This is a genomic window from Cellulosimicrobium sp. EB106-03-01-XG111 (assembly GCF_058792115.1).
In genome coordinates, this window is the sequence record NZ_JBYTEQ010000015.1 from 14,777 (window position 1) to 40,237 (window position 25,461).

The 25,461-nt window shown below is 75.6% G+C and carries 18 protein-coding genes and 1 tRNA gene; 8 read left to right on the forward strand and 11 right to left on the reverse strand.

Annotation, left to right across the window (positions count from 1 at the left end; genetic code table 11):
* Positions 1-19: 19 nt before the first annotated feature.
* Positions 20-664, reverse strand: a complete 645-nt coding sequence (locus AC3WT4_RS12320) for a mycothiol-dependent nitroreductase Rv2466c family protein (RefSeq protein WP_492315565.1) — start codon at positions 662-664, stop codon at positions 20-22.
* Between the two features lie 209 nt (positions 665-873).
* Between AC3WT4_RS12320 and pepN the strand changes: the two genes are divergently transcribed.
* A complete protein-coding gene (gene pepN, locus AC3WT4_RS12325) occupies positions 874-3,465 on the forward strand; it encodes an aminopeptidase N (RefSeq protein WP_492315566.1) in 2,592 nt (863 codons plus the stop codon).
* A gap of 189 nt (positions 3,466-3,654) precedes the next feature.
* Here pepN and malQ read toward each other — a convergent pair whose 3' ends face one another.
* Positions 3,655-5,835 (reverse strand): 4-alpha-glucanotransferase, encoded by a 2,181-nt coding sequence (malQ, locus tag AC3WT4_RS12330; RefSeq protein ID WP_108051292.1) that lies wholly within the window; start codon positions 5,833-5,835, stop codon positions 3,655-3,657.
* Between the two features lie 90 nt (positions 5,836-5,925).
* Here malQ and AC3WT4_RS12335 point away from each other — a divergent pair, with 90 nt between their 5' ends.
* Positions 5,926-7,044 (forward strand): mechanosensitive ion channel family protein, encoded by a 1,119-nt coding sequence (locus AC3WT4_RS12335; protein WP_492315567.1) that lies wholly within the window; start codon positions 5,926-5,928, stop codon positions 7,042-7,044.
* Positions 7,045-7,113: 69 nt separating this feature from the next.
* On the opposite strand, the gene AC3WT4_RS12340 is transcribed toward AC3WT4_RS12335, so the two are convergent.
* Positions 7,114-7,395 carry a PTS sugar transporter subunit IIB gene (locus tag AC3WT4_RS12340; RefSeq protein WP_255181276.1) on the reverse strand — a complete coding sequence of 94 codons (282 nt, stop codon included), beginning with the start codon at positions 7,393-7,395 and terminating at the stop codon, positions 7,114-7,116.
* 207 nt (positions 7,396-7,602) lie between these two features.
* Here AC3WT4_RS12340 and ptsP point away from each other — a divergent pair, with 207 nt between their 5' ends.
* The 5 genes from ptsP (at position 7,603) to AC3WT4_RS12365 (ending at position 13,446) form a co-directional block, all read left to right on the forward strand.
* Positions 7,603-9,306, forward strand: a complete 1,704-nt coding sequence (gene ptsP, locus AC3WT4_RS12345) for a phosphoenolpyruvate--protein phosphotransferase (RefSeq protein WP_074810565.1) — start codon at positions 7,603-7,605, stop codon at positions 9,304-9,306.
* Positions 9,307-9,408: 102 nt separating this feature from the next.
* A complete protein-coding gene (locus AC3WT4_RS12350; protein ID WP_074810727.1) occupies positions 9,409-9,855 on the forward strand; it encodes a globin in 447 nt (148 codons plus the stop codon).
* A 142-nt stretch (positions 9,856-9,997) separates the two neighbouring features.
* Positions 9,998-10,846 (forward strand): acyl-CoA thioesterase, encoded by an 849-nt coding sequence (locus AC3WT4_RS12355; protein ID WP_255437056.1) that lies wholly within the window; start codon positions 9,998-10,000, stop codon positions 10,844-10,846.
* 33 nt (positions 10,847-10,879) lie between these two features.
* Complete coding sequence (locus AC3WT4_RS12360) at positions 10,880-11,869, forward strand: DNA topoisomerase IB (protein WP_074810569.1); 990 nt, start codon at positions 10,880-10,882, stop codon at positions 11,867-11,869.
* Entirely contained in the window at positions 11,866-13,446 is a 1,581-nt protein-coding gene (locus AC3WT4_RS12365; RefSeq protein ID WP_108051288.1) for an SDR family oxidoreductase, read from the forward strand. The genes AC3WT4_RS12360 and AC3WT4_RS12365 overlap by 4 nt, the downstream gene beginning before the upstream one ends.
* A gap of 34 nt (positions 13,447-13,480) precedes the next feature.
* Here the strand turns inward: AC3WT4_RS12365 and AC3WT4_RS12370 are convergent, their stop codons facing one another.
* From AC3WT4_RS12370 to AC3WT4_RS12405, 8 genes are all read right to left on the reverse strand, one after another.
* The gene (locus tag AC3WT4_RS12370) at positions 13,481-13,978 is read right to left on the reverse strand and encodes an acyl-CoA thioesterase (RefSeq protein WP_043658693.1); all 498 of its coding nucleotides are present in this window, start codon (positions 13,976-13,978) and stop codon (positions 13,481-13,483) included.
* A gap of 186 nt (positions 13,979-14,164) precedes the next feature.
* Entirely contained in the window at positions 14,165-15,919 is a 1,755-nt protein-coding gene (locus AC3WT4_RS12375; protein ID WP_492315568.1) for a GTPase, read from the reverse strand.
* Positions 15,916-18,054, reverse strand: coding sequence for a dynamin family protein (locus AC3WT4_RS12380; RefSeq protein ID WP_492315569.1), 2,139 nt, complete (start codon positions 18,052-18,054; stop codon positions 15,916-15,918). Before AC3WT4_RS12380 ends, AC3WT4_RS12375 begins: the two co-directional genes overlap by 4 nt.
* Before the next feature lie 144 nt (positions 18,055-18,198).
* Complete coding sequence (locus AC3WT4_RS12385; RefSeq protein WP_492315570.1) at positions 18,199-19,152, reverse strand: phosphotransferase family protein; 954 nt, start codon at positions 19,150-19,152, stop codon at positions 18,199-18,201.
* Positions 19,153-19,417: 265 nt separating this feature from the next.
* Positions 19,418-21,100, reverse strand: coding sequence for an energy-dependent translational throttle protein EttA (gene ettA / locus AC3WT4_RS12390; RefSeq protein ID WP_021483138.1), 1,683 nt, complete (start codon positions 21,098-21,100; stop codon positions 19,418-19,420).
* Positions 21,101-21,235: 135 nt separating this feature from the next.
* Entirely contained in the window at positions 21,236-21,907 is a 672-nt protein-coding gene (locus AC3WT4_RS12395) for a single-stranded DNA-binding protein (protein WP_492315571.1), read from the reverse strand.
* A gap of 44 nt (positions 21,908-21,951) precedes the next feature.
* Positions 21,952-23,538 carry a P-loop NTPase family protein gene (locus AC3WT4_RS12400; RefSeq protein ID WP_492315572.1) on the reverse strand — a complete coding sequence of 529 codons (1,587 nt, stop codon included), beginning with the start codon at positions 23,536-23,538 and terminating at the stop codon, positions 21,952-21,954.
* Positions 23,535-25,217: a GTPase gene (locus AC3WT4_RS12405; RefSeq protein ID WP_492315573.1), complete on the reverse strand. Its 1,683-nt coding sequence runs from the start codon at positions 25,215-25,217 to the stop codon at positions 23,535-23,537. Before AC3WT4_RS12405 ends, AC3WT4_RS12400 begins: the two co-directional genes overlap by 4 nt.
* A gap of 132 nt (positions 25,218-25,349) precedes the next feature.
* Here AC3WT4_RS12405 and AC3WT4_RS12410 point away from each other — a divergent pair.
* A tRNA-Arg gene (locus tag AC3WT4_RS12410) sits at positions 25,350-25,425 on the forward strand.
* Positions 25,426-25,461: the final 36 nt, after the last annotated feature.

Here is a 25,461-nt window from a genome sequence, read left to right on the forward strand (position 1 = left end):
CGACGCCGTGCCCGTGCCGTCAGCCGAAGACCGGGCCCTGGGTGCGCGTGCGCTTGAGCTCGAAGAAGCCCGGCGTGCTCGCGACCAGCACGCACCCGTCCCACAGCCGCCCGGCGGCCTCGCCCTTCGGGGCGGGCGTCACCACGGGGCCGAAGAACGCCGTCCCGCCGAACGCGACGACGGGCGTCCCGACGTCCTCGCCGACGCGACCGATGCCCTCGGCGTGCGACGCGCGCAGCTGCTCGTCGTAGGCGTCGGAGCCCGCCGCCTCCGCGAGCGACGCGGGCAGGCCCACCTCGGCGAGCGCCTCGCGCACCACGGCGTCGTAGTCCGCGCGGCCGCCCGGGTGCAGGCGCGTCCCGATCGCGTCGTAGAGGGGCTTGACGACGTCCTCGCCGTGCTCGACGCGCGCGGCGGTGACCACGCGCACCGGGCCCCACGCCTTCTCCATGAGCTCGCGGTACTCCTCCGGCAGGTCCCGGCCCTCGTTGAGCACCGCGAGGCTCATCACGTGCCAGCGGACGGTGACGTCGCGCACCTGCTCGACCTCGCCCATCCAGCGGCTCGTCATCCACGCCCACGGGCACACGGGGTCGAACCAGAAGTCGGCGACGCGCAGGTCGTCCTCGGTCGCGGTCGGGTCGGTCGTCGCGGTGAGCGTCACGGGGCGGTCTCCTTCGTCGTGGGTCGCGCCCGGGGGTCCGGGTCGCCGGGGCGCGCGCGGCCGGGCCGACGGCGTCCCCACCCCGTTCCGACACCGCGCGACCGCAGCGTATTCCCGGGAGCGGGCGCGGGCACGCGTGGGATGATCGTCCGTGGCCCACAGGCCGCCGTCGAGGCCGACCGGCCCGACCACGAGACCGAGGAGATGCAGTGCCCGGAGAGAACCTCACCCGCGCCGAGGCGAGCGAGCGCGCGGCGATCGTCGACGTCCAGTCCTACGAGGTCGACCTCGACCTCACGACGGGGGCGACGACGTTCGCGTCGACGACCGTGGTGCGGTTCACCGCGACCGAGGGCGCGAGCACGTTCGTCGACCTCGTCGCGCCGACCTTGCGCGAGGTCGTGCTCAACGGCCGCCCGCTCGACCCGGCGCAGGTGTTCGCCGACTCGCGCATCGCGCTCGACGGCCTCGCGGCCGACAACGAGCTGCGCGTCGTCGCCGACTGCGCGTACACGAACACGGGCGAGGGCCTGCACCGGTTCGTCGACCCGGTCGACGGCGAGGTCTACCTCTACACGCAGTTCGAGGTCCCCGACTCGCGGCGCGTGTTCGCCGTGTTCGAGCAGCCCGACCTCAAGGCCACGTTCGCGTTCACGGTCACCGCGCCCGCGGCGTGGGAGGTCGTGAGCAACCAGCCGACGCCCGCACCCGAGGCGCTCGGCACGAAGGCCGACCCGACCGGCACCGGCGCCGGCGACGTCGAGGTCGCACGCTGGGCGTTCGAGCCGACGCCGCGCATCTCGTCGTACATCACCGCGCTCGTCGCGGGTCCCTACGTCGTGGAGCGCAGCGAGCTCACGTCGTCCGACGGCCGCACGATCCCGCTCGGGGTCTTCTGCCGCGCGTCGCTCGCCGACCACATGGACGCCGACTACGTGTTCGACAAGACGCGCGAGGGCTTCGCGTTCTTCGAGTCCGCGTTCGAGCACCCGTACCCGTTCGACAAGTACGACCAGCTCTTCGTGCCCGAGTACAACATGGGCGCGATGGAGAACGCCGGGTGCGTGACGTTCACCGAGACGTACGTCTTCCGGTCCAAGGTCACCGACGCGGTCAAGGAGCGTCGCGTCGTGACGATCCTCCACGAGCTCGCGCACATGTGGTTCGGCGACCTCGTGACCATGAAGTGGTGGAACGACCTGTGGCTCAACGAGTCGTTCGCGGAGTACGCGTCGACGCTCGCGACCGCCGAGGCGACCGAGTGGCGCGAGGCCTGGACGACGTTCGCCGCGATGGAGAAGTCCTGGGCCTACCGCCAGGACCAGCTGCCCTCGACGCACCCCATCGTCGCGACGATCAACGACCTCGAGGACGTGTTCGTCAACTTCGACGGCATCACCTACGCCAAGGGCGCGTCCGTGCTCAAGCAGCTCGTCGCGTGGGTCGGCAAGGAGCAGTTCCTCGCCGGCGTCGCGGCCTACTTCCGCAAGCACGCGTGGGGCAACACGGAGCTGCGCGACCTGCTCGTCGAGCTCGAGACCACGAGCGGCCGCGACCTCACCGCGTGGTCCGCGCTGTGGCTGGAGACCGCGGGCGTGAACACGCTGCGACCCGAGTTCGACCTCGACGCCCACGGCCGCTTCACCACCTTCTCCGTGGTGCAGACGGCGGCCGCCGACCACCCGACGCTGCGTCCGCACCGGCTCGGGATCGGCTTCTACGACGTGCAGGACGTCGACGGCGAACAGATCCTGACCCGCGTGCACCGCACCGAGGTCGACGTGGCCGGGCCGCGCACCGAGATCCCCGAGCTGCTCGGCCTCGACCGCCCGCAGCTGGTCCTGCTCAACGACGACGACCTCGCGTACGCGAAGATCCGTCTCGACCCCGCGTCGCTCCAGGTCGCGACCGAGCACCTCGCGGACCTCGCCGACCCGCTGGCCCGCTCGCTCGTCTGGGGCTCCGCGTGGGACGCGACGCGCGACGGCGAGACCCCGGCCAGCGACTACGTGCGCCTCGTGCTGGGCAACATCGCCCGCGAGACCGAGTCGACGACGATCCGTACGACGCTCAACCAGCTCGCGCTCGCCGCGAAGACGTACGTCGCGCCGGAGCGCCGCGAGGAGACGCTCGCGCACGTCGGCGACGTGCTCTGGTCGCTCGCGCAGGACGCCGCCCCGGGCTCGGACCTGCAGTTCCAGCTCGTGAAGTTCTTCGCGCACCTCGCGTCCACGCCCGCGCACGGCGAGGCGCTGCGGTCGCTGCTCGACGGCTCCGCGGCCCTCGACGGGCTCGAGATCGACACCGACCTGCGCTGGGAGATCCTCGAGGGGCTCGTCCTGCTCGACCTCGCGGACGACGCCGAGATCGAGGCGACGCTCGACGCCGACTCGACCGCGACGGGTCAGCAGTCCGCCGCGCGGGCCCGCGCGACCGTGCCCACCGCCGCGGCGAAGCGCGCCGCGTTCGACCGCCTCGTCGGCTCGGACGACGCCCCCAACGCGATCGTCCGCGCCACCACGCTCGGGTTCCAGCACGTCAACGACCCCGAGTCGCTCGCCCCGCTCGTCGGCGCGTACTTCGACGCGCTGCTCCCCCTGTGGGACCAGCGGTCGTACCACATCGCCGAGGCGCTCGTCACTGGCCTCTACCCCGCGCCGCTCGCGAGCACGGTGCTGCGCGACGCGACGCAGGAGTGGCTCGACGCGAACGCCGACGCCGCCCCCGCGCTGCGCCGGCTCGTCGTGGAGAACCTCGCCGGCGTCGAGCGCGCCCTCGCCGCCCAGGCCGCCGACGCCTGACCCGCCGGGCCGGCGCCCCTCACGATCCCGCGCCGGGTCGCTCCGTCCGACGGAGCGGCCCGGCGCTCGTCGTCCGGCGTGGGTCCGCGCGGGTCCTCGACCAGGCGGTACCGGCGCGTCGAGCAGGCGGTCCCGGCGCGTGCGGCGGCCAGGACGGGCCAGGACGGCCTGCTCGGGCGGCTCGGGCGGTCAGAGGGAGTCGTTCATCGCCTTGGCGAGCGAGCGCAGGCGGGCGGAGTCGAAGAGGTCCTCGAGCAGGACGAGGTTGCCCGACGAGTCGCCGAGCGGCACCTTCCAGTTCGGGTACTCCTGGTCCGTTCCGGGCTGGTTCTGCGAGCGGCGCTCCCCCACGGCGTCGGCCAGCGAGACGCCGAGCAGCACGGCGGGGGTGCTGCGGACGAGCCGGTGCAGAGCCTCGACGAGCTCGCGCTCGGACGGGTCCTCGCCCACGAGCGAGCGCTCGCGCAGGAACGCGATCATCGCATCCCGCTCGGCGCGCGCGGCACGCCGCACGTCGGCGACGTCCTCCGTGAGCACGCCCAGACGGTCACGCAGCTCGACGTGCTCGCCCGCGAGGTACCCGGCCGTGGGCGGCAGGTCGTGCGTCGTGACGGTCGCGAGCGCGAGGCGCCGGTAGTCCTCCGGGGGCAGCGGACGGCCGTCGTCGGTCTTCTCGAACCACAGGACGGACGTGCCGAGGACGCCGCGGTCCGCGAGGTAGTCGCGCACCCAGGGCTCGAACACGCCGAGGTCCTCGCCGATGACCATCGCGCCCGCGCGGTGCGCCTCGAGGCACAGGATGCCGACGAGGGCCTCGTGGTCGTAGCGGACGTACGCGCCCGCGTCGGCGCGCGCGCCGCCCGGTATCCACCACAGCCGGAACAGGCCGATGACGTGGTCGATCCGGATCGCGCCCGCGTGCCGCAGGACGGTGCGCAGCATGTCGCGGTACGGGGCGTACCCGGCCCGCGCGAGCGCGCGCGGGTGCCACGGCGGCTGGGACCAGTTCTGCCCCTGCTGGTTGTACATGTCCGGCGGCGCCCCGACGGACACCCCGGTGGCCAGCACGCCCCGGTGCGACCAGACGTCCGCGCCCTCGGGGTGCACGCCGACCGCGAGGTCGTGCATGATCCCCACCGACATCCCCGCCTCGCGCGCGGTGCGCTGGGCGACGCGCAGCTGCTCGTCGGCCACCCACTGGAGCCAGCAGTAGAACTCGACGCGGTCGGCGAGCTGCTCGCGCAGCGCCGCGACGGTCGGGCCGTTCGGGTCGGACGCGCCGGGCGGCCAGTCGCGGTCGCCGTAGTGGTCGGCGAGCGCGCACCACGTGGCGAAGTCCTCGAGCCCCTTGCCCTGCTCGGCGCGGAACGCGTCGAGCGACGCCTGCCGGGCGGTCGACCGGGGCGCGGTGAACACGACCTCGAGCGCCGCCTTCTTGGCCTCCCACGCGGCGTCGCGGTCGATGGGGCCGGGGTCGGTGTCGAGGTCGCGCACCGGGTCGAACGCCCACTCGACGAGCGAGCGGTCGGCCGCGGACAGGTACCCCGTCTCGCGGATGTCCTCGACCCGGATGTACAGCGGGTTGACGAAGCGCCGGCTCGTCGGGAGGTAGGGCGAGGGCGTCATGGGGGTGCGCGGCTCGGCGGCGTGCAGCGGGTTGACGAGGACGAAGTCCGCGCCGGCCTCGTGCGCGGCGAGCCAGGCGAGGTCCGCCAGGTCGGCCAGGTCGCCGACGCCCCAGGACGCGCGCGAGCGCACCGAGTACAGCTGGGCCATGAAGCCCCACGCGCGGCGTTCCGCGACGGCGGCGGGCAGCTCGAGCCGCTGCGGCGTCACGACGAGCGTCGCGCGCGCGTGGGCACCGTCGCTCTCGGCGTGGAGGTCGTGCCACCCGAGGGGCAGGTCGGCCGGGATCTCGAACGTCGCGCGGCCGACGCGCCGGCCGTCGACGGTGCGCGGCTCGACGAACAGGTCGAGCTGGCCGAGGTCGCGACGCTCGCGCGCAGGGCGGGCGGCGTGGTGGCCGCCCGCGCCGCCGGGGCGGCCCTGCTCGGCCTCGAGCTCGACCCAGACGTCGACGGCGGAGCCGTCCTGGACGTGCACGGGGACCGGCACCGCGTCCCCCTGCCGGACGACCACGGTCGGGGGCAGCATCTGCCGCCACGCGTCGTCGCGCGAGTGCTCGAGGCTGACGGCGACCTTCTCCGGGGACGACGCGGGGACGCCGAGGGCCTCCAGCACGGCGACGAGGGTGGAGGCCCGGACCTGGCGGCGCGTCCCGTCGAAGTCCCAGAAGTCGGACGCGACGCCGTGGGCGTCGGCCAGCTGCACCAACGGCTCGGGCAGGTCCGTCTGCGGGGGTTCGCTCACGCCTGCATCCTGCCAGACCAGGGCCTTGCGGGCAGGACGATCGCCCGGCGTGCCCGGGGCGCTCTCATGTGCCCCGGGTACCCTGCCCGCATGTCCCTCCCCCTTCTCGCTCCTGCCGTGCGCGCGCCCGCGGAGGTCACGGAAGAGCTCGCGAACGGCTTCGACGCGAGCAACCCCGACGACTGGTTCGAGTGGTTCGTCGGCCTCCCGCTGCGCGTCCTGCTCATCGTCGTGATCGGCGCGCTCGTCCTCGCGGTCGTGCGCCGGCTCATCCGCCGCGTCTCCGAGCACATCGCCGAGGGCACGCCCACGCTGCGGGGCAAGCGGCTCAAGGGCCTGGGCCAGTCCGAGGTCGGCACGGTGCTGCTGCGCGCGAACCCGCTCGCGAGCGCCCGTCGGGCGCAGCGGGCGCGGACCGTGGGCTCGGTGCTGCGCTCGACCGCGAACATCGTCATCGGCGCGACGATCGTGCTCATGGTCCTCACCGAGCTCGGCGTGAACATCGCGCCGTTCCTCGCGTCGGCCGGGATCGCGGGCGTCGCGCTGGGCTTCGGCGCGCAGAGCCTCGTGAAGGACTTCCTCTCGGGCACGTTCATGCTCCTCGAGGACCAGTACGGCGTGGGCGACACGGTCGACTTCGGCGAGGTCACGGGCACCGTCGAGGAGGTCGCGCTGCGCGTGACGAAGGTCCGCGACGGCAACGGCACGCTGTGGTTCGTCCGGAACGGCGAGATCCTGCGCACGGGCAACAAGACCCAGGAGTGGGGACGCGCGGTGGTGGACGTCCGCGTCGCGTACTGGGCCGATGTCGAGGCCGTGCGCGCGGCGCTGCTCGCGGCCGCCGAGGACGTCGGGAGCGACCCGGTGCTCGGCACGTACTTCCTCGAGCCGCCCGAGGTCACGGGCATCGAGGCCATGACGGCCGAGGCCCTGCAGCTCAAGGTGCAGGTGAAGACGCAGGCCGCGATGCAGTGGGAGGTGGCGCGCGCGCTGCGCTCGCGCGTCCGGCAGGCGCTGTCCGACGCGCGCATCCCGCTCGCCGGGGCGCAGCAGGTGGTCGTCCTCGACCACTCCCCGTCCCTGCCCGACGACCGGGCAGACGCGCGGCCCGAGGACCCGGACGACAGGTCCGCGCAGGCGGCCCGCGAGAGGCGCGGCGCCGCCGCGGCGACCGTGGTGCAGGACACGGCGGGGGGCCCGGCGTCCTGAGCCGCGCGGCGCCGTCGGGCACGACCACGACGGCGCCGGTCCCTCCGTGGGGAGGGACCCGGTGGAGGCTCAGCGCAGGCCGTCGAGCTCCGCGGCGAGGTTGTCGGCCTCCGGGCCGACGATGACCTGGACGACGCGGCCCGAGCGCACGACGCCGAACGCGCCCGTCGCCTTGAGCCGCGCCTCGTCGACGAGCTGGGGGTCCGTGACCTCGACGCGCAGGCGCGTGATGCACGGCTCGAGGTCGACCACGTTGCCCTGACCCCCGAGGGCGTCGAGGATGTTCTGTGCCTTCTGGTCCGAGGGGGTGCTCATCGAAAGTGTCTCCTGAGGCGAGTCGCGGGTGGGGATCCGCGCGGGGGATCCGGGGTGTCGGGGTGCCGAGCACCTGGGAACAGCCTAGTCTCCTGGCGAGGTTGTCACCGGATCGACGCGGCCCCGCAACGCCCCCGCAACAGGGACGTGCGCGGCGGCCTGGCGGTCGGACCGTGACGGGCACGCGTGCGCACCGGCCCGGGCACCCGGGTCGCACGCCCGAGGCGGACAGGAGCGAGGGTCGTGACGGGCGGAACCGAGGACGAGGCACGGCAGGTCATCACGGGCATCGGCGTGTGCCCCGGCACGGTCGTCGGGCCGGTGGTGCTCATGCCGGAGGCGATCGACGAGCCGGCACCCGGGCTGCGGATGGGCCCGCGCGAGGACCACGAGGCGCAGGCCCGGCGTGTCGACGCCGCGGCGGAGCAGGTCGCGGGCGACCTCCAGCGCGCGGCCGACGCCGCCGACGGCGACGCGCGCGACGTGCTCGAGGCGACGGCGGCCATGGCGGCCGACCCCACGCTCGCGGCCGACGCGCGGCGCCGCGTGCTCGACGAACACCTGGTGCCCGAGCGCGCGGTGTGGGAGGCCGCGGAGGAGGTCGTGCGGCAGTTCACCGAGCTCGGCGGGTACTTCGCCGAGCGCGCCCGCGACGTCGCGGACGTCCGCGACCGGCTCGTCGCGGCCCTCACCGACCGCCCCGCGCCCGGGGTGCCCGAGCACGCCGAGCCGTTCGTCCTCGTCGCGTACGACCTCGCGCCGTCGGCCACGGCCGCGCTCGACCCCGCGCGCGTGCTCGCGATCGTCACCGACGGCGCCGGGCCGACGTCGCACACCGCGATCGTCGCGAACGCCAAGGGCATCCCCGCCGTCGTCGCGGCCACGGGAGCGAGCGCGGCGCTCGCCCCCGAGGACGTCGTCCTCGTCGACGGCGCGGCGGGGACCGTCGTCGTGCACCCGTCGCCCGAGCAGGTGGCCGCGGCGCGGGCCCGCTCGCAGCAGGTGCGCACGTTCGACGGCACGGGGCGCACGCGCGACGGGCACCGCGTGCAGCTCCTCGCGAACGTCGGCGACCCGGCGGGTGCCGCGGCGGCGGCCGCGTCCGGCGCGGAGGGCGTCGGGCTGTTCCGGTCCGAGTTCTGCTTCCTGGACCGCGAGCAGCCGCCGACCGTCGAGGAGCAGGTCGCCGCCTACCGCACCGTCTTCCACGAGTTCGGCGGGCGCAAGGTCGTGATCCGCACCCTCGACTCCGGCGCGGACAAGCCGCTGCACTTCCTCACGGTCGACGACGAGGAGAACCCGGCGCTCGGCGTGCGCGGGCTGCGCACCGCCGCCCGCTGGCCCGAGCTCCTCGAGCAGCAGCTCGACGCGATCGCGCAGGCGGCCGCGGCCGAGGAGGCCGAGGTGTGGGTCATGGCGCCCATGGTCTCGACCGTCGGGGAGACCGAGTGGTTCGTCGAGCGCTGCCGCGCGCACGGGCTCGACGTGGCGGGCGTCATGGTCGAGGTCCCGAGCGCGGCCCTGCTCTCCGGGCCGATCCTCGCGCGCGCGGCCTTCGCGTCCATCGGCACGAACGACCTCACGCAGTACACGATGGCCGCGGACCGGCTCCTCGGGTCGCTCGCCGAGCTGAGCGACCCGTGGCAGCCTGCCGTCCTCCGGCTCGTCGAGGCGACGTGCGCGGGCGGGGCCCAGCAGGGCCGGCCCGTGGGGGTGTGCGGCGAGGCGGCGTCCCAGCCGGTGCTCGCCGTCGTGCTCGTCGGGCTCGGGGTGTCGTCGCTGTCCATGACGGCCCGCGCCATCCCCGACGTCGCGGCGCTCCTGCGCGAGGTCGACGTCGACGAGTGCCGACGGCTCGCGCGCCTCGCGGTCGAGGCGGAGAGCGCGGCCCAGGCGCGCGCCGTCGTCCGCGAGAACCTGCCGGTGCTCGCCGAGCTCGGGCTGTGACGTGCGCCCGGACCACCCCGGGCGACGGCTCCGGGCTCGGGAGCGCGCCGCGGCCGGTGCGATGATGGGCCGGTGACGACCGAGCCCACCCCCCGCCCGACGCTGCCCGTCGCCGGTCTCTCGAACGGCGCACCGGCCGGCCCCGCGGACGCGGCCGCGCCGGTCCGCCCGAGCCGCACGTTCTACGACGAGGTCGGCGGCCACGAGACGTTCGTGCGGCTCGTCGACGCGTTCTACGAGGGCGTCGCGGACGACCCGGTCATGCGGCCCATGTACCCGGAGGAGGACCTCGGCCCGGCGCGATGGCGGCTCACCGCGTTCCTCGAGCAGTACTGGGGCGGCCCGACGACGTACAGCGAGCAGCGCGGGCACCCCCGCCTGCGCATGCGGCACGCGCCCTTCAAGGTCAACCCCGACGCGCGCGACCGCTGGCTCGCGCACATGCGCGCCGCCGTCGACACCCTGGACCTGCCGCCGATCCAGGAGGCGACGCTGTGGGACTATCTGGAGCGCGCGGCGCACTCCCTCCTCAACACCTTCGAGGACTGACCGACCCGCCGCCCGAGCGAAGGAGCCCCCACCCGTGACCCCCGAGCCCACCCCGCCGTCGACCTCGTCGGCCTCCCCCGGCCCGACGTCGGACGCCGCCCCGCGCGAGCAGGTCCCGAACCCGCTGAACCACCTCCTCGACGTGCTGCGCCTCGAGCGGGTCGGCGACGGCGACGGGTCGGCCGCCGACCCGGAGCACTTCCGCGGGGTCTCCGTGCACCAGCCGACGGGCCGCGTCTACGGCGGGCAGGTGCTCGCGCAGGCGGTCCTCGCCGCGGGCCGCACGGTCCCCGAGGGCCGGCTCCCCCACTCGCTGCACGGGTACTTCCTGCGACCCGGCGGCCTCGACGTGCCCATCGACTTCGCGGTCGAGCGGCTGCGCGACGGGCGCTCGTTCAGCGCCCGCCGGACGCACGCGATCCAGCACGGCAAGCCGATCCTGTCGATGATCTCCTCGTTCCAGGAGGAGCAGGGCGGCATCGAGCACTCGTCCGAGATGCCCGACGCCCCGGCCCCCGAGGACGTGCCGTCCGCGCTCGACGTGCTCGGCGGCATCGACCACCCCATCGCCCGGTTCTGGTCGCACCACTCGGCGTTCGAGCTGCGGCACGTGGGCGGGTCGCTCTACCTGCACCCGGACCACGAGCCCAAGGACCACCAGATGGTGTGGATGCGGGCGCGGGGCGACGTCGGTGACGACCAGCTGCTGCACCGCGCGCTCATGGCGTACGCGTGCGACCAGGTGATGCTCGAGCCGATCCTGCGGCAGGCGGGCACGAGCTGGGTCACGCCCGACATGTCGATCGCGAGCCTCGACCACGCGATGTGGTGGCACCGCGACGCACGCGTGGACGAGTGGCTGCTCTACGTCCAGTCGGCCCCGAGCGCCCAGGGCGGCCGCGGTCTCGGCGCGGCGCGGGTGTTCGCGCAGGACGGCACGCTCGTCGCGTCGATCGCCCAGGAGGGCATGGTCCGCCTCCCCGCGCTCTGACGGGCGACGGACGCGCGTCGGCCCGACACTGTCCTGGTGCGACTGCGCCGCGTGACCGTGACCTCGCCGGGGTACACCCGCCGCCCGAAGGGCGACGCGTGGGTGTTCCTCGACGTCGAGGGCCTGCCCCTGGCCGACGAGGAGGAGGTCGTGCGGTGCGAGCGCCTCGCGGTCCCGCCCGCGTGGTCCGACGTCTGGATCTGCCGGTACCCCAACGGGCACATCCAGGCGTTCGGCCGGGACGTCGCCGGGCGCGGCCAGTACCTCTACCACGAGCAGTGGCAGGTGCGGCGGGCGCGCCGCAAGCACGACCACGTGCTCGACGTCGGCCGTCGGCTGCCCGCCGCCCGGCGCCGGGTCGCGCGCGAGCTCGAGCTGCCCGGGATGCCGCGCGACAAGGTGCTGGCGCTCGCGTTCCGGCTGCTCGACCTCGCGTACTTCCGGGCGGGCGGCGAGATCTACGCGAAGCAGAACAACAGCTACGGCCTCGCCACGATCCGCAAGGAGCACGCGCGCGTCCGCCGCGACGGGAGCGTGCACTTCCACTACCCGGCGAAGTCGGGCCAGGTGCGCGACGTGGTCGTCGACGACCCGGTCGTCGCCGAGCTCGTGACGACCCTCAAGCGGCGCCGCGGCGGCGTCGAGCTGCTCGCGTGGCGCGACGTTGACGCGACCGGCAGCGCCGTGTGGCACGACGTCACGAGCGCCGACGTGCAGGCCGGCATCAAGGAGCGGCTGGGCGACGACGCGACGCCCAAGGACTTCCGCACGTGGCACGCGACGGTGCTCGCGGCGCGCGCGCTGGCCGACGCCGGCACGGCGCCCGCGTCCGAGCGCGCCCGGCGCCGGGTCGTCACGGGGATCGTCAAGGACGTCGCGGAGGAGCTCGGGAACACGCCCGCCGTGGCGCGGTCGTCGTACATCGACCCGCGGCTGTTCGACCTGTGGGAGCGCGGCGAGACCATCGGGTCGACGCGCTCGCAGACGCGCGCCGAGCGCGAGGTCCTGGAGCTGCTCGGATGAGGGCCGCGGTCACCGGGGTCACCGGGTACGTCGGAGGGCGGCTCGTGCCCGAGCTGCTCCGCGCCGGCTTCGAGGTCCGTGCGCTCGCCCGGCACCCCGAACGGCTCGCGGGCCGCGAGTGGGCGGACGACGTCGAGCTCGTCGAGGCGGACGCGAGCGACCTGGACCAGATCCGGGCGGCGCTCGAGGGCGCCGACGTGGCGTACTACCTCGTGCACTCGCTCGGCACCGGGCGCACGTTCGAGGTCCGCGACCGGCGCACCGCGCTGACGTTCGCCCGCGCGGCGCGCGAGGCCGGCGTGCGGCGCATCGTCTACCTCGGCGGGCTGTTCCCCGACGTGCCGGAGGGCGAGCTGTCGCCGCACCTCGCGTCGCGCAAGGAGGTCGGGGAGATCCTGCTCGCGTCGGGCGTCCCGACGACGGTCCTGCGCGCCGCGGTGATCCTCGGGTCGGGCTCGGCGTCGTTCGAGATGATGCGCTACCTCACCGAGCGGCTCCCGGCCATGACGACCCCGAAGTGGGTCGACAACCGCATCCAGCCGATCGCGGTCCGCGACGTCCTGCGCTACCTCGTGGGCTCGGCCTCGATGCCCGACGACGTCTCGCGCGGCTTCGACATCGGCGGTCCCGACGTGCTCACCTACCGCGACATGATGCAGCGCTACGCGCGCGTGGCGAACCTCCCCCGGCGGCGCATCGTCAGCGTGCCGGTGCTCACGCCCCGGCTGTCGTCGCACTGGGTGGGGCTCGTGACGCCCGTGCCGAGCGGCATCGCGCGGCCTCTCGTCGAGTCGCTCCAGCACGAGGTCGTGTGCCACGAGCACGACATCGCGCAGTACGTGCCCGACCCGCCCGAAGGGCTCATCGGGTTCGACCGGGCCGTCGAGCTCGCGCTCGAGCGCATCCACGACGGCGAGGTCACGACGCGCTGGTCGTCGGCGTCGGTGCCGGGTGCGCCGTCGGACCCGCTGCCGAGCGACCCCGACTGGGCGGGCGGCTCGCTCTACGTGGACGAGCGCCGCACCGTCGTGGACGCGCCGCGCGAGGTGCTCTGGCGCGTGATCGAGGAGATCGGCGGGCAGGGCGGCTGGTACTCGTGGTCGCTCGCGTGGCGCGTGCGCGGCCTCATGGACCGGGTCGTCGGCGGGCCGGGCCTGCGCCGCGGCCGGCGCGACGAGCGCTACCTCCGCGTGGACGACGAGCTCGACTGGTGGCGCGTCGAGGCGATCGAGCCCGACCGCCGGCTGCTGCTGCGTGCCGAGATGCGGCTCCCGGGCCTCGCCTGGCTCGAGCTGCGCGTCGACGAGGCCGCGGCCGAGCTCCCGGACGCGACCGACCCCGACGCGCCGGGGCCCTCCCCCGAGGACGCCAGCGGGCCGGGCCGCACGTACTTCGCGCAGCGCGCGCTGTTCCACCCCCACGGGCTCGCGGGCCAGCTCTACTGGTGGGCGGTCAAGCCGTTCCACGGCGTGGTGTTCGGCGGGATGCAGCGCAACGTCGCCGAGGCCGCCGAGCGCGCCGCCCGCAGCGGCCGCCCCTCCGCGGACCGGCCGCGCGACGACCGAGAGTCGGGCTGACCGGGGCGGCGGCGCGCGCCGCCGCCCCGAGGGCTCAGCGGCGCCGACGGAACGTCAGCGGCTCCTCGACGAACGGCTCCCACGCGGCGCGCTCGGCCTCGCTGATGCGCCGGGGCGAGCCCGTCGCGGCGTCGACCACGACGATCGTCGTCGCCGCCTTCGCGTACGGCGCCCCGCCCGAGGTGGGGCCGGTGCGCTCGAAGCGCGCGGCGCCGTCGTGCACCTCGTAGCAGACCTCGAGGCTGGCCCCGCCGAGGTGCCCGATCCACAGCTCGACGCGGACGGGCGTGCGCGTGAAGCCGAGCGGGCGCAGGTACTCGATCTCCTGGCGCGCGACGAGCGTGTGGCTCGTCGCGTGGGGGCCGGTCTCCAGCACGGCCGTCGGCCAGGCGTCCTCGCCCGCGTCCGGGTGCGTCCAGAACGCGGTGATGCGGGCGTCCTCCAGCAGGCGGAACATCTCGACGTTGTTGACGTGCGCGTACGCGTCGAGGTCCGACCACCGCAGGGAGACGGGGACGTGCAGACGGGTCATGGAGGGTCCTCTCGCTCGACGGGCGGCCCGGCGCGACCGGCAGGACGGATGCCCCGGTCACCGGACCGGGTCCATTCTCCACCGGCCCGCCGACCACGAGGTCCCTCCGCGCCGAGCACGAGGTTCTCGTCGTCCTGGCGCCCAGGACGACGAGAACCGCGTGCTCGGCGTCAGGAGGGGTGCAGCTCAGGACGCGGCGACGAGGGCGGCGGCGCGGCAGCTCGCGAGCGCGGAGAGCTCCTCGCCCACGGGGAGCCGCACCCGGCGGTCGGCCACCTGGCCGACGGCGTCGCGCAGGCGCCGTCGGGCGCGCGCGGCCCGCCGACGTCCGCCCACCGCGGCCGCGGCGCGGGACACGAGCGCGACGAGCACGCCCACGACGATCCCGCCGAGCGCGAGCAGCGTCGGCCACGGGAGCTCCGGGGCCCCCGGCCCGCCGAGCGTGAGGACCGGCGTCGGCGGCTCCGGCAGGCGCAGGTAGGTGAAACCCCACAGCGCGGCGAGCCACAGCAGGCCCACGACGAGCGCCGCGAGCACGAGCCACTGGAACGCGCCGACGACGCGCCACCACACCGGACGGCGGGCCGCCTCGAGCTCCGTCCCCGCGACGGCCTGGTCGAGCGCGTCGGCGAGGTCGGCCGCGCCCTCGGACGCCCGACGGCGCACGGCGAGCGCCCAGTCGTCCGGCACGCCCGCGGTGGCCTCGGCCGCGTAGTCGCGCACGGCCGTCTGGGCTCCGGCGCGCAGCGCGGCACCGACCGCCGGGAGCGAGGTCCGCGCGAGCTCGGGCCGGCTCGCGGTGTCGGCCGTGCCCAGCTCCTTCGCCGCCCGCGCGCGCGACGAGCCCGGCGCGGGGCCGGTGCGCAGCCCGATGCGGCGCAGGGGGTCGGGCCGGAACCGGCCGACCCAGCGCGTCACGGGCCAGCCCGTCGCGGCGCGCGCGTCCCGCACGGCCGAGCCGCGCACGGCGGCGACGACCGTCGGGACGCCCGCCGCGGCCTCGAGGGCGTCGACCAGGCCGTCACGCGCGCGGCGCGCCGCCCGCTCCGGGACGGGCTCGCCGCACGCCGCGGCGACGCGACGCGCGACCGCCCGCACGTCGGCCGCGAGCCGGTCGTTCGACGCACGACGCCGGGCCGCGGCGTCCGCGAGCAGACCGCGCAGCTCGTCCAGGCCCTGGCCGGTGCGGGCCGAGACGCCGAGCACGCGCGCGTCGGCGAGCCCGTCCTCCGCCGCGAGCCGGCGCAGGTCGGCGAGGCACGCGTCGGCGTCGGCGGGCGTGAGCCGGTCCACCTGGTTGAGCACGAGGACGACGACGGACCCGTGGCCCGCGAGCGGGCGCAGGTAGCGCTCGTGCAGCGCGGCGTCGGCGTACTTCTGCGGGTCGACGACCCACACGAGCAGGTCGGCCCGCTCGACGAGACGTTCCGCGCGCACGCGGTGCTCGACGACGACCGAGTCGTGGTCGGGCAGGTCGAGCAGCACGAGGCCGCTCGTCAGCTCGCCTGCGCGGCGACCGCGCAGCAGCGCGCGCAGGCCGCCGCCCGCGCGCGCGTCGGCGGGGTCGCCCGACGTGAGGGGCGTCCCCATCTCGTGCCGCCGCCGCACCTCCAGCCAGTCGAGGAGCGCGGCCGGTCCCGCCGGACCCGCGGCGGGCCCGGACGCGCCCCACACCGCGGCGAGCGGGTGGGACGTGGTGGGCCGCTGCACCCCGACCGTCGCGAGCTCCGTGCCGGCGAGCGCGTTGAACACCGACGACTTCCCGGAGCCCGTCGCACCCGCGAGAGCGACGACGGTGTGGTCGGCCGAGAGCCCGGCACGCTCGCGCGCCCGGGCGACGACGGTCCGCGCGTCCGCGAGCAGGTCGGCGTCGACGCGCCCCTCCCCCGCGCGCACGGCGGTCTCCAGCGCGGTCGTGCGGGCCGCGAGGTCGATCGTCATGCCTGCTCACCGCCCAGCAGGCGGCGCCAGAACCCCGGCCGCCGGGCCGGCTCGGTCGCCTCGCCCTCCGGCGCGGCCGCGGGCTCGTCCGGGGGCGGCGGGGTCCACCCCGCGCCGCGCAGGAGGCGCGCGGCGTGCCGGCCCACGGCGGACCGGCCGCCGTCCCCACCGGCCGCGCGGTCCGGGCGCGCGGACCGCTCGACCCGGGCCGCCGCCTCGACCGCGCGCGCCGCCTCGAGCACCGAGCGGGCGGTCTCGTCGGCGTCGGCCGTCCCGAGCGCGTCGAGCTGCGCGGTGTAGCGCAGCGCCTCGTCGTCGAGCACGACCCGCACACGCTCCGCGAGCCGCTCGCGGGCGGTCCGGGTGAGACGCCGCACGGCGTCGTCGCCGAACACGGCCTCCAGGAGCTTCTGCGCGAGGATCGCCGTCCCGCCCGCGATCCCGACCTCGGCGCCCGTCAGGCCGCCGGTCGAGGCGAACACCACGACCATGAGGCTCAGCCCCAGCCCGTTGATCCCGAAGGACAGCGCCCGCGCAGCGCCACGCTTGCCCGCGCCCTGCTCGCGCACGAGGTCGAGCACGTCGGACTGCCAGCCCCGGATCTCCTCCGCGACGCGCGCCCGCACGCCCGCGGACGACCGCGCCAGATCCAGACCGTCGAGCAGCGCCGACCCCGCCGGGTCCGCGCGCCACCCGCCGTACGCCCGCTCGGCCGCGGCGTCCGTCGCGTCGAGGACCACCGCCTCCAGGCCGTGCGCGATTGCCTGCTCGACCTGCGGCGCCTGCGCCGGACGCCCGCGGAAGAACGCCGCGAGCGCGTCGCGCACCCGGCCGACGCCCTGCTCGACCGAGCGGAACAGCTCGCTCGTGCCCACGAAGTCCTGCCAGCGCGCGAGCACCTCGCCACGCAGCAGCACACCGTCGCTCGTCGCGGCGTCCACGGTCGTCGCCGCCTCGTCGTACGCGCGCTCGACGACGGCGCGCAGCCGCGCGTCCGACGCCGCCTGCGCGTCGGACGCACCCGCCACGAGGACCGCCCGGCGCACGAGGTCGTCCACGACCCCGTCGCGCGTCGCGGTCGCGACCCGGTCCCGCTCGTCGCCGTCCGCCCCGAGCGCGGACAGCCACGACGCCACCTTGGCCACCGCCTGCTCGGGGAGGAAGCCGTCGACCAGCTCGGACTCCCCCACGACGAAGAGCGACGCGGCGTCGAGGCCGTTCTCGTCCATCATTCGGCGCAGGTCGTCCGCCACGGCCTCGGCGCCCGGGTCCACCCGGTCGAGCACCATCGCGACCTGGGCGCGGCGCTCGGCGGCGCGGTGCAGGAGGTCCCACGGGACGGCGTCGGCGTAACGGGCGGCCGTCGTGACGAACAGCCACAGGTCGGCCGCGGCGAGGAGCTGCGCCGCGAGCTCGCGGTTCGCGGTCTCCACGGAGTCGACGTCGGGCGCGTCCACGAGCGCGAGGCCCTGCGGCAGCGCGTCGCTCGCCACGAGGCGCAGCGTGCGCGTCGGGTCCGCCGGGGTGGCCGGCTGCCCGGTCCTGCTCCCGGTCGAGGCGCCGGTCGATGTGCCGGTCGAGGCGCCGGTCGACGTGCCGGTCGACGTGCCGACGGCAGCGGACCGCGCGCCGTGCTCGCTCACGCGCGCGAGCCCGGGCAGCACGCGGTCGGTCGAGAACCAGCGCTCGTCGAGCGGGTGGTGCACGAGGACGGGCGCGCGCGTCGTCGGGCGCAGCACGCCCGGTGCCGAGACGTGCTCGCCGAGCAGGGAGTTCACGAGCGTCGACTTGCCGGCTCCGGTCGACCCGCCGACGACGACGAGCAGCGGCGCTGCGTGCGAGCGCAGCCGCGGCAGCAGGTAGTCGTCGAGCTGGTGGACCGCGAGGCCGAGGTCCTCGCGCGCGAGCGCGGCACCGGGCAGGTCCAGCGGGAGCCGCGTCGCGGCGAGCCGCCCCCGCAGGATCTCCAGCGCCTCGACGAGCTCGGTGGTCGCCGCGGCGCCCGCCGCGACCCCACCGGCGCGCGTGCCCTCGGGACGCAGGTCGTCGGGACGCGGGCCGTCGGGACGCGGGCCGTCGGGGGCCGACGCGTCCGGGTGGACCGCGTCGTCTCCGGAGTCACCGCTGGCCGTCATCCCGCCAGTCTGCCGGAACGCCGCTGGCCAGGCCCGATATGACACAACAGCGGCGCGCACCACGCCCGCCGAGACCGACGCGCACGGGTCGAGCTCGCCTCCGCGACGGTCGAGCCCGACCGCACGAGCCGATCTCGCGGAGGGTCACTCCCCCACGCGATGCCGGAGCCACGCCACCCCGACCTCCGCCTGCGTCCGCTGGAACGCGCGCAGGTGCGGGATGCCCGGCGGCGCCGGGTCGAGCGAGGACGTGAGGAAGTAGCCGGTCAGCGCAGCGAGGTAGGAGGTCACGGCGTCGGGCTCGACGTCGCGCGGCAGGGGGTGGCGCCGCAGCACCTCCTCGGGCGGCGGGCCGCCCTCGACCTGCACCGCCGGGAGCATGCCGACCACGTCGCAGAACGCGGCGCCCCGCGCGGCGCACGGCCAGTCGACCGCGACGGCGCCGCGGTCGACGAGCACCGCGTTGTCGCCCCGCAGGTCGCCGTGGACGAGCCGGCTCCCCGCCGTGGCCTCGGGCCACGGCGCAGCGAGCGCAGCGAGCGCGTCGAGCCGGGTCGCGACCCAGGGGTCGTACGTGCTCAGGCCCGCCGGACGACGGTCCGCGAGGTCCTCCCACTCGCGCCACTCCACGGTGTCCGCGAAGCGCGGGAGCGGGGAGTCGGCAGGGACCTCGACCTCGCCGATGCGGCGCGCGAGGTCCGCGACCGCCGCGAGCTCGTCGTCCCGCCAGGGCGTGGCGACGGCCCGGCCGGGCACCGCGTCGAACGCCAGGGCGACCCAGGCGCCCGCGCCGTCGAGGTCGTCGTCGAGCACCCACCGGAGCGCGGGCGCCGGCGTCGCGTCGGGCAGGGCCCGGGCGGTCCGCGCCTCGCGCCGGTACAGGTCGGCGGTGAAGGGGTGCTCGGGCCCGACCGCCTTGACGAACACGTCGCCCGCGTCGGTCCGGAGCGTCGACGCGAGCCCCTGCGAGTAGCCGCCGTCGTGGCTCCTCCACCCCGAGACCCTGGCGCCCAGCCGCGTCTCGACGGCGGCGCGGACCACCGCCGGGAGGTCGGGCCAGGAGGGGCGCACGCGTGCGGGGGCGAGGTCGAGGATCATGCCGAGGGATCCTCGCGACCTCCGACGGGCGGCGTCAACGCCTTTCCGCGTCGCCGAGCCGCCACGGACGGCGGGGACGGTCCCGCCCGGCTGGACCCCCGAGGTCCTGACGGCGGGGACGCCTGGAGGTCTGGACGGGCCGACGGCTCGCGTTCCCGACGGCACAACCTTCCCGCGGGCTCGGCCGGCCAGGACGGGCCCGGACGCGCCGACGCCGGGCGGGAACGGGTCCCGCCCGGCGTCGGAGCCGTGCGACGAGGGTCGCTCAGTCGCGCGTGAGCTTGCGGTACGTCACGCGGTGCGGGCGGGCCGCCTCCGCGCCGAGGCGCTCCACCTTGTTCTCCTCGTAGGAGGCGAAGTTCCCCTCGAACCAGTACCAGCTCGCCGGGTTCTCCTCGGTGCCCTCGTACGCGAGGATGTGGGTCGCGACCCGGTCGAGGAACCACCGGTCGTGGGACACCACGACGGCGCAGCCGGGGAACTCGAGCAGCGCGTTCTCGAGCGAGCCCAGGGTCTCGACGTCGAGGTCGTTCGTCGGCTCGTCGAGCAGCAGGAGGTTGCCGCCCTGCTTGAGCGTGAGCGCGAGGTTGAGGCGGTTGCGCTCACCACCGGACAGGACGCCCGCGGGCTTCTGCTGGTCCGGTCCCTTGAACCCGAACGACGCGACGTACGCGCGCGACGGGATCTCGACGTTGCCGACCTTGATGAAGTCGAGGCCGTCGGACACGACCTCCCACAGCGTCTTCTTCGGGTCGATGCCGCCGCGCGACTGGTCGACGTAGGAGATCGACACCGTCTCGCCGACCTTGAGCTCGCCGCCGTCGAGCGGCTCGAGCCCGACGATCGTCTTGAACAGCGTCGTCTTGCCGACCCCGTTCGGGCCGATGACGCCGACGATGCCGTTGCGCGGCAGCGTGAAGCTCAGGCCGTCGATGAGCTGGCGGCCGTCGAAGCCCTTCTGCAGGTTCGACGCCTCGAGGACCAGGTTGCCCAGGCGCGGGCCCGGCGGGATCTGGATCTCCTCGAAGTCGAGCTTCCTCGTGCGCTCGGCCTCGGCAGCCATCTCCTCGTAGCGGGCGAGACGCGCCTTCGACTTGGTCTGGCGGCCCTTCGCGTTCGAGCGGACCCACTCGAGCTCGTCCTTGAGGCGCTTGGCGAGCTTCGCGTCCTTCTTGCCCTGGACCTGCAGGCGCTCCTGCTTCTTCTCCAGGTACGTCGAGTAGTTGCCCTCGTACGGGTAGAGGCGACCGCGGTCGACCTCGCAGATCCACTCCGCGACGTGGTCGAGGAAGTAGCGGTCGTGCGTGACGGCGAGGATCGCGCCCGGGTACGTCGCGAGGTGCTGCTCGAGCCAGAGCACGGACTCGGCGTCCAGGTGGTTCGTGGGCTCGTCGAGCAGCAGCAGGTCCGGCTTCTCGAGCAGGAGCTTGCACAGTGCGACGCGGCGTCGCTCACCACCGGAGAGCACCGACACGTCAGCGTCCGGCGGCGGGCAGCGCAGCGCGTCCATCGCCTGCTCGAGCTGCGAGTCGAGGTCCCACGCGTCGGCGGCGTCGATGGCCTCCTGGAGCGTGCCCATCTCGGCGAGGAGCGCGTCGAAGTCCGCGTCGGGCTCCGCCATGAGCGCGGAGATCTCGTCGAAGCGCTGCTTCTTGGCGAGGATGTCGGCCACGGCCTCCTGGACGTTGCCGAGCACCGTCTTCTCCTCGTTGAGCGGCGGCTCCTGGAGCAGGATGCCGACGCTGTACCCCGGGGAGAGGCGCGCCTCGCCGTTCGACGGCGTGTCCAGGCCGGCCATGATCTTGAGGATCGTGGACTTCCCGGCGCCGTTGGGGCCCACGACGCCGATCTTGGCGCCGGGCAGGAAGTTCAGGGAGACGTCGTCGAGGATGACCTTGTCTCCGTGCGCCTTGCGCGCCTTGTACATGGAGTAGATGAACTCAGCCACAGCCTGTCGTTCCACCGTTTCGGTCGGGAGAGGTACGAGATTCGTCGACCACTCAGCCTACGCGGTCGGGCCGCCGGGACGCGCCCGACGGCGCCGCGACCGGTCGAAGGTCACGGCGCCGCCCCGTCCCGCGGCTCAGGCGGCCGCCGTCGCGCTCCCCTTCCGGGCGGTGCGAGCACGCGGCGCACGAGCGCCCGCCGCGTCGGGCTCCCCGCCCAGCGCCGCTGCGACGTCCGCCGTCGCCCAGGGGTCGTCGGCCGGAGGCTCCTCGCGCACGGGCTCACCCGGAGCGGGCTCACCGTGACCGGCGCCCGGCCCCGTGCCCGCATCTCCCCCACCCGCGACGTCGGACTCCCCGGTCGGGTCGAGCGTGCCGGCCGGGACGCCGTCGACCGCGTCGGCGGGGCCGCCCTCGGTGCGGCGCGCGGCGTCGTCGTCGCGCCGGTGCACCGTGCGCGTGAACCGCGCCTCGCCGAGCGTGAGGTCCGGGCCGAGCGCCGTCGCCTCGACGACGAGGCTCGTGCGCGGGCCGTCCGGGCCGTCCCACTCGTCGAGCGAGAGCCGGCCCGTGACGACGACCGGGTCGCCCTTGTGGAGGGAGAGCGCGACGTTGCGCGCGGTGTTCTTCCACGCCTTGACCGTGAACCACAGGGTGCGGCCGTCGACCCACTCGCCGCGCTCGCGGTCGAGGTAGCGCCGGGTCTGGGCGATCCGGAAGCTCGTGAAGTCGTTGCCCGACTGCGAGCGGAACAGCGTGGGCGTGGTCGCGACGAAGCCGGACAGCGTGACCGTGACGTCACCGGGCATGGTTCCTCCTGAGGTCGACGGCCGGGCAGGTCCCGGCCACCGCCTCAGGGTGCGGTGGGAGCGGCGGTGCCGTCCGGCGTCGGACCCTCGCCTGTGGACGGGCCTGCGCCGTCCATGCCTGGGGGTAGCCGTAGCGCCCCGGTGAGCGGCGCGGCGGGCGTCTTGTCCCGCGCCGACTGCGCCAGCTCGCGCACCTGCCGGTGCAGGTCGAGGAGCTCCTGGGTGGGCCGGCCCATCGCGTCCTGCACGACCCGCTCGATCGCCCCGCGCCCCGAGGCGAGGACCTGCTGCTCGCGGCGCCGGGCGAGCGTGCGCCGCACCTGGAGCGCGACGAGGAACGCGACCACGGCGCCCAGGACGGCGACCGCCGCCACGACCGCGCACACCGTGACGAGCGTGCGCCCCAGGTCGAGCACGCGCAGCGACCCGAGCACCGCCAGGACCCCCGCCACGACCCCGACCGCGAGCGCCGACCAGGCGGCGCGACGCGTGGGGCGCGCGGACGACGGCCCCCGCGTGTCGAGCGGGATCTTCGCGAGCGCGGACCGCGTCGCCTCGGCGACGCGCGTGGACGGCGCGACGGCCTCGTCGAGCGCCTTCTGCCACCCGGACCGCAGCGAGCGCCCGGCACGCGCGAGCCAGCGCGAGCGCGACAGGGCGACGGCGTCGGGCTGCGGCGGCGAGAACTCGGGCCGCCCGTAGCCGTTGCGCACGGCCGCGCCGACCTGGCCCGCGACCGCGGCGAGGCCCGTCGCGTCGGCGAGCGCGTCGACCTCCTCCTCGACGGCCGTGCTCATCGTCCACGGGACGTCGCCCGGGAGCTGCTCCAGCAGGAGCGCCCCGGCGCGGTCGAGCTCTCCCGCGACGCGGCTCGCCGCGACGCTGCGCCGCGCGACCGCCTGCTCGAGCAGGGAGCGCAGCTCGTCGAGGCCCTCGCCGGTGCGCGCCGAGACGGTGGTGACGTAGACGCCGTCGAGCCCGTCCTCCTGGAGGAGGCGGTCCATGTCCTCGACGAGCGACGCGCGGCGCGCCTCGGGGACGGTGTCGATCTGGTTGAGCGCGACCACCATGGAGCCCTCGAGCCCCGTCGACTTCTGCAGGTAGCCCGAGTGCAGCGCGTCGTCGGCGTACTTCTGCGGGTCCACGACCCACACGAGCAGGTCCACGAGCGGCAGCACCCGGTCGACGACCGCGCGGTGCGCGGGCTCGATCGAGTCGTGGTCCGGGAGGTCGAGCAGGACGAGACCGCCGAGCGCCGACTCGTCCTCGGCGTCGAGCTCGCCGTCGCGCGTGATGCGACGCTCGGGGTCGACGTCGAGCCAGTCGAGCAGCGCCGTCGCGGCGTCGCTCCACGAGCACGCCGTGACCCGGGCCGTCGTGGGCCGCTTGACGCCGACGTCCGCGAAGTCGAGGCGCGACACCCGGTTGAAGAGGCTCGACTTGCCCGACCCGGTGCCGCCCGCGAGCGCGACGACGGTGTGGTCGACGCCGAGCGCGAGCCGTTCGCGCACGCCGCCGATCGCGTCGCGCACCTGGGCCGCGACGACGGGGTCGAGGCGGTCGCCCGCGAGGTCCACCGCGCGCGCGAGGTCGTCGACCCGGGCGCGCAGCTGGGCGTCGTGGGACGTCACATGAGCCTCCTCAGCTCGGCGAGTCGTAGGCGCAGGCCGACGGCGGCGTCCGCGGCCAGCGCGGGGTCGGCGAGCGTCGTGAGGACGGGCTCCGCCTCTCGCTCGACCATGGTCGCGGCCCGGTCGGCGAGGTCGTCGCGCAGCGCGGCGACCGCCTCGTCGCCCTCGTCGGCCAGCACGGTCCGCACGAGCCGGGCGGCGTCGTCGTTCCCCGCCGCGCCGGCGAGGAGCAGCGCCGCGACGCCCGTCTCCCCGAAGGCCTTCACCGCGGCACGGCCCGCCTCCGACGCCGACGGCGCCCCGAGCGCGGCCACCACGTGCTCGGCGCGCGTCGCCCACTGCTGCACCTGGGTCGTGGCCGACGCCTCCCGGCGCGCGGCGGCGGCGTCCTCGGCGGGCAGGACGTCGGCCCCACCGGGCAGCGGGCGGTCGCCGTCGAGCGCCGCCCGCAGCGCCTCGTACGCGAGGACACCGTCCGCGGCGAGCGTGCGGCGCGCCGCGTCGCGCGTCTCGTCGAGCAGCGGGGCGAGCACCAGGTCGCGTGCGCGGCCCCGGCGGCGCGACGACCGCACGACGCCGCCGCGCACCTTGACGCGGTCGACCCGCCCGGCGCCCGTCACCTGGGACCAGCGCGCCTCGAGCGACCCGTGCGCGACGGCGCCGTCCAGCGCGGCGCGGCGCACGGCCTCCTGCACCGGCGGCAGCGCCCGCTCGACGGCGGAACGCAGGTCCGCCGCGGCCTCGACCTGCTCCTCCACCGCGTCCGAGACGCCGGTGACCCAGTCGGGCAGGGCCGCGAGCGACCCCTTGAGCGTGCGCACGATCACCGCGCGGGAGCGGTCCGGGCCCGCGAGCATCGTCAACCAGCGCGCGACCGGCGCGACGACCGAGCGGTCGAGCAGGCCCTCGTGGGGGCCGACGTCGGGCACGACGAACAGCGGCACGCCGTCCATGCCGTGGTCGCGCAGCCGCTGCAGCAGGTCGCCGCGGATCGTCGTGAGCGTCTCGCGCGGGACGCGGTTGAGGACCATCGCGACGCTCGCCCCGCGCTCCTTCGCGCGCGACAGCGCCTGCCACGGCAGCGCGTCGCCGTAGCGCGACGCCGTCGTGACGAACAGCCACAGGTCCGCCGCCTCGAGGAGCAGGCTCGCGGTGTCCCGGTTCTCCGACAGCAGCGAGTCGAGGTCCGGGGCGTCGAGCAGGCCCGTGCCGCGCGGCACGCCGTCGTGGTCGATCACGCGCGCCACGCGCGTCACCGGGCCCTCGACGATGACGTCCGCGTCGAGCGGGTTGAACGCGAGCACCGGCTCGCGCGTCGTGGGCCGCAGCACGCCCGCCTGCGACACCTCCTCGCCGAGCAGCGAGTTGTACAGCGTCGACTTGCCCGCGCCCGTCGACCCCGCGATGACCACGATCGCGGGGGACGACAGCTCCCGCAGCCGCGGCAGCAGGTGCTCGTCGAGCTGGGTGAGCAGACGGCGGCGCGAGGCGTCGGCCTCGGTCGCGCCGTCGATCGCGAGCGGGAGGCGCACGTCCGCCACGTCGCGGCGCAGGTCGCGCGCGACGTCGAAGACCGTGACACCGAGCTCCTCGGTCGCCTGAGCGGGGCGCCACGAGCCCGGCGACCGGCCGGCCGAGGTGGCGCTCGCGTCGCTCGTGGCGGCGTCTGGGGTTCTCACTGGTTCATAGTGACCGCTGTCGAGGGCCCCGCCAAACGCACGCGCCGGACGACGCACGACCACCCGACCTGCGGCTCCACCGCCGCGGCCCCACCTCCCGAGCACGCCCGGCTCCCACTACGATGGGCGCGCGCCTCGATAGCTCAATGGATAGAGCAACGGCCTTCTAATCCGTAGGTTGCAGGTTCGAGTCCTGCTCGGGGCACCACGCACGACCCCCACGCGACGCGCATCACGCCCGGGC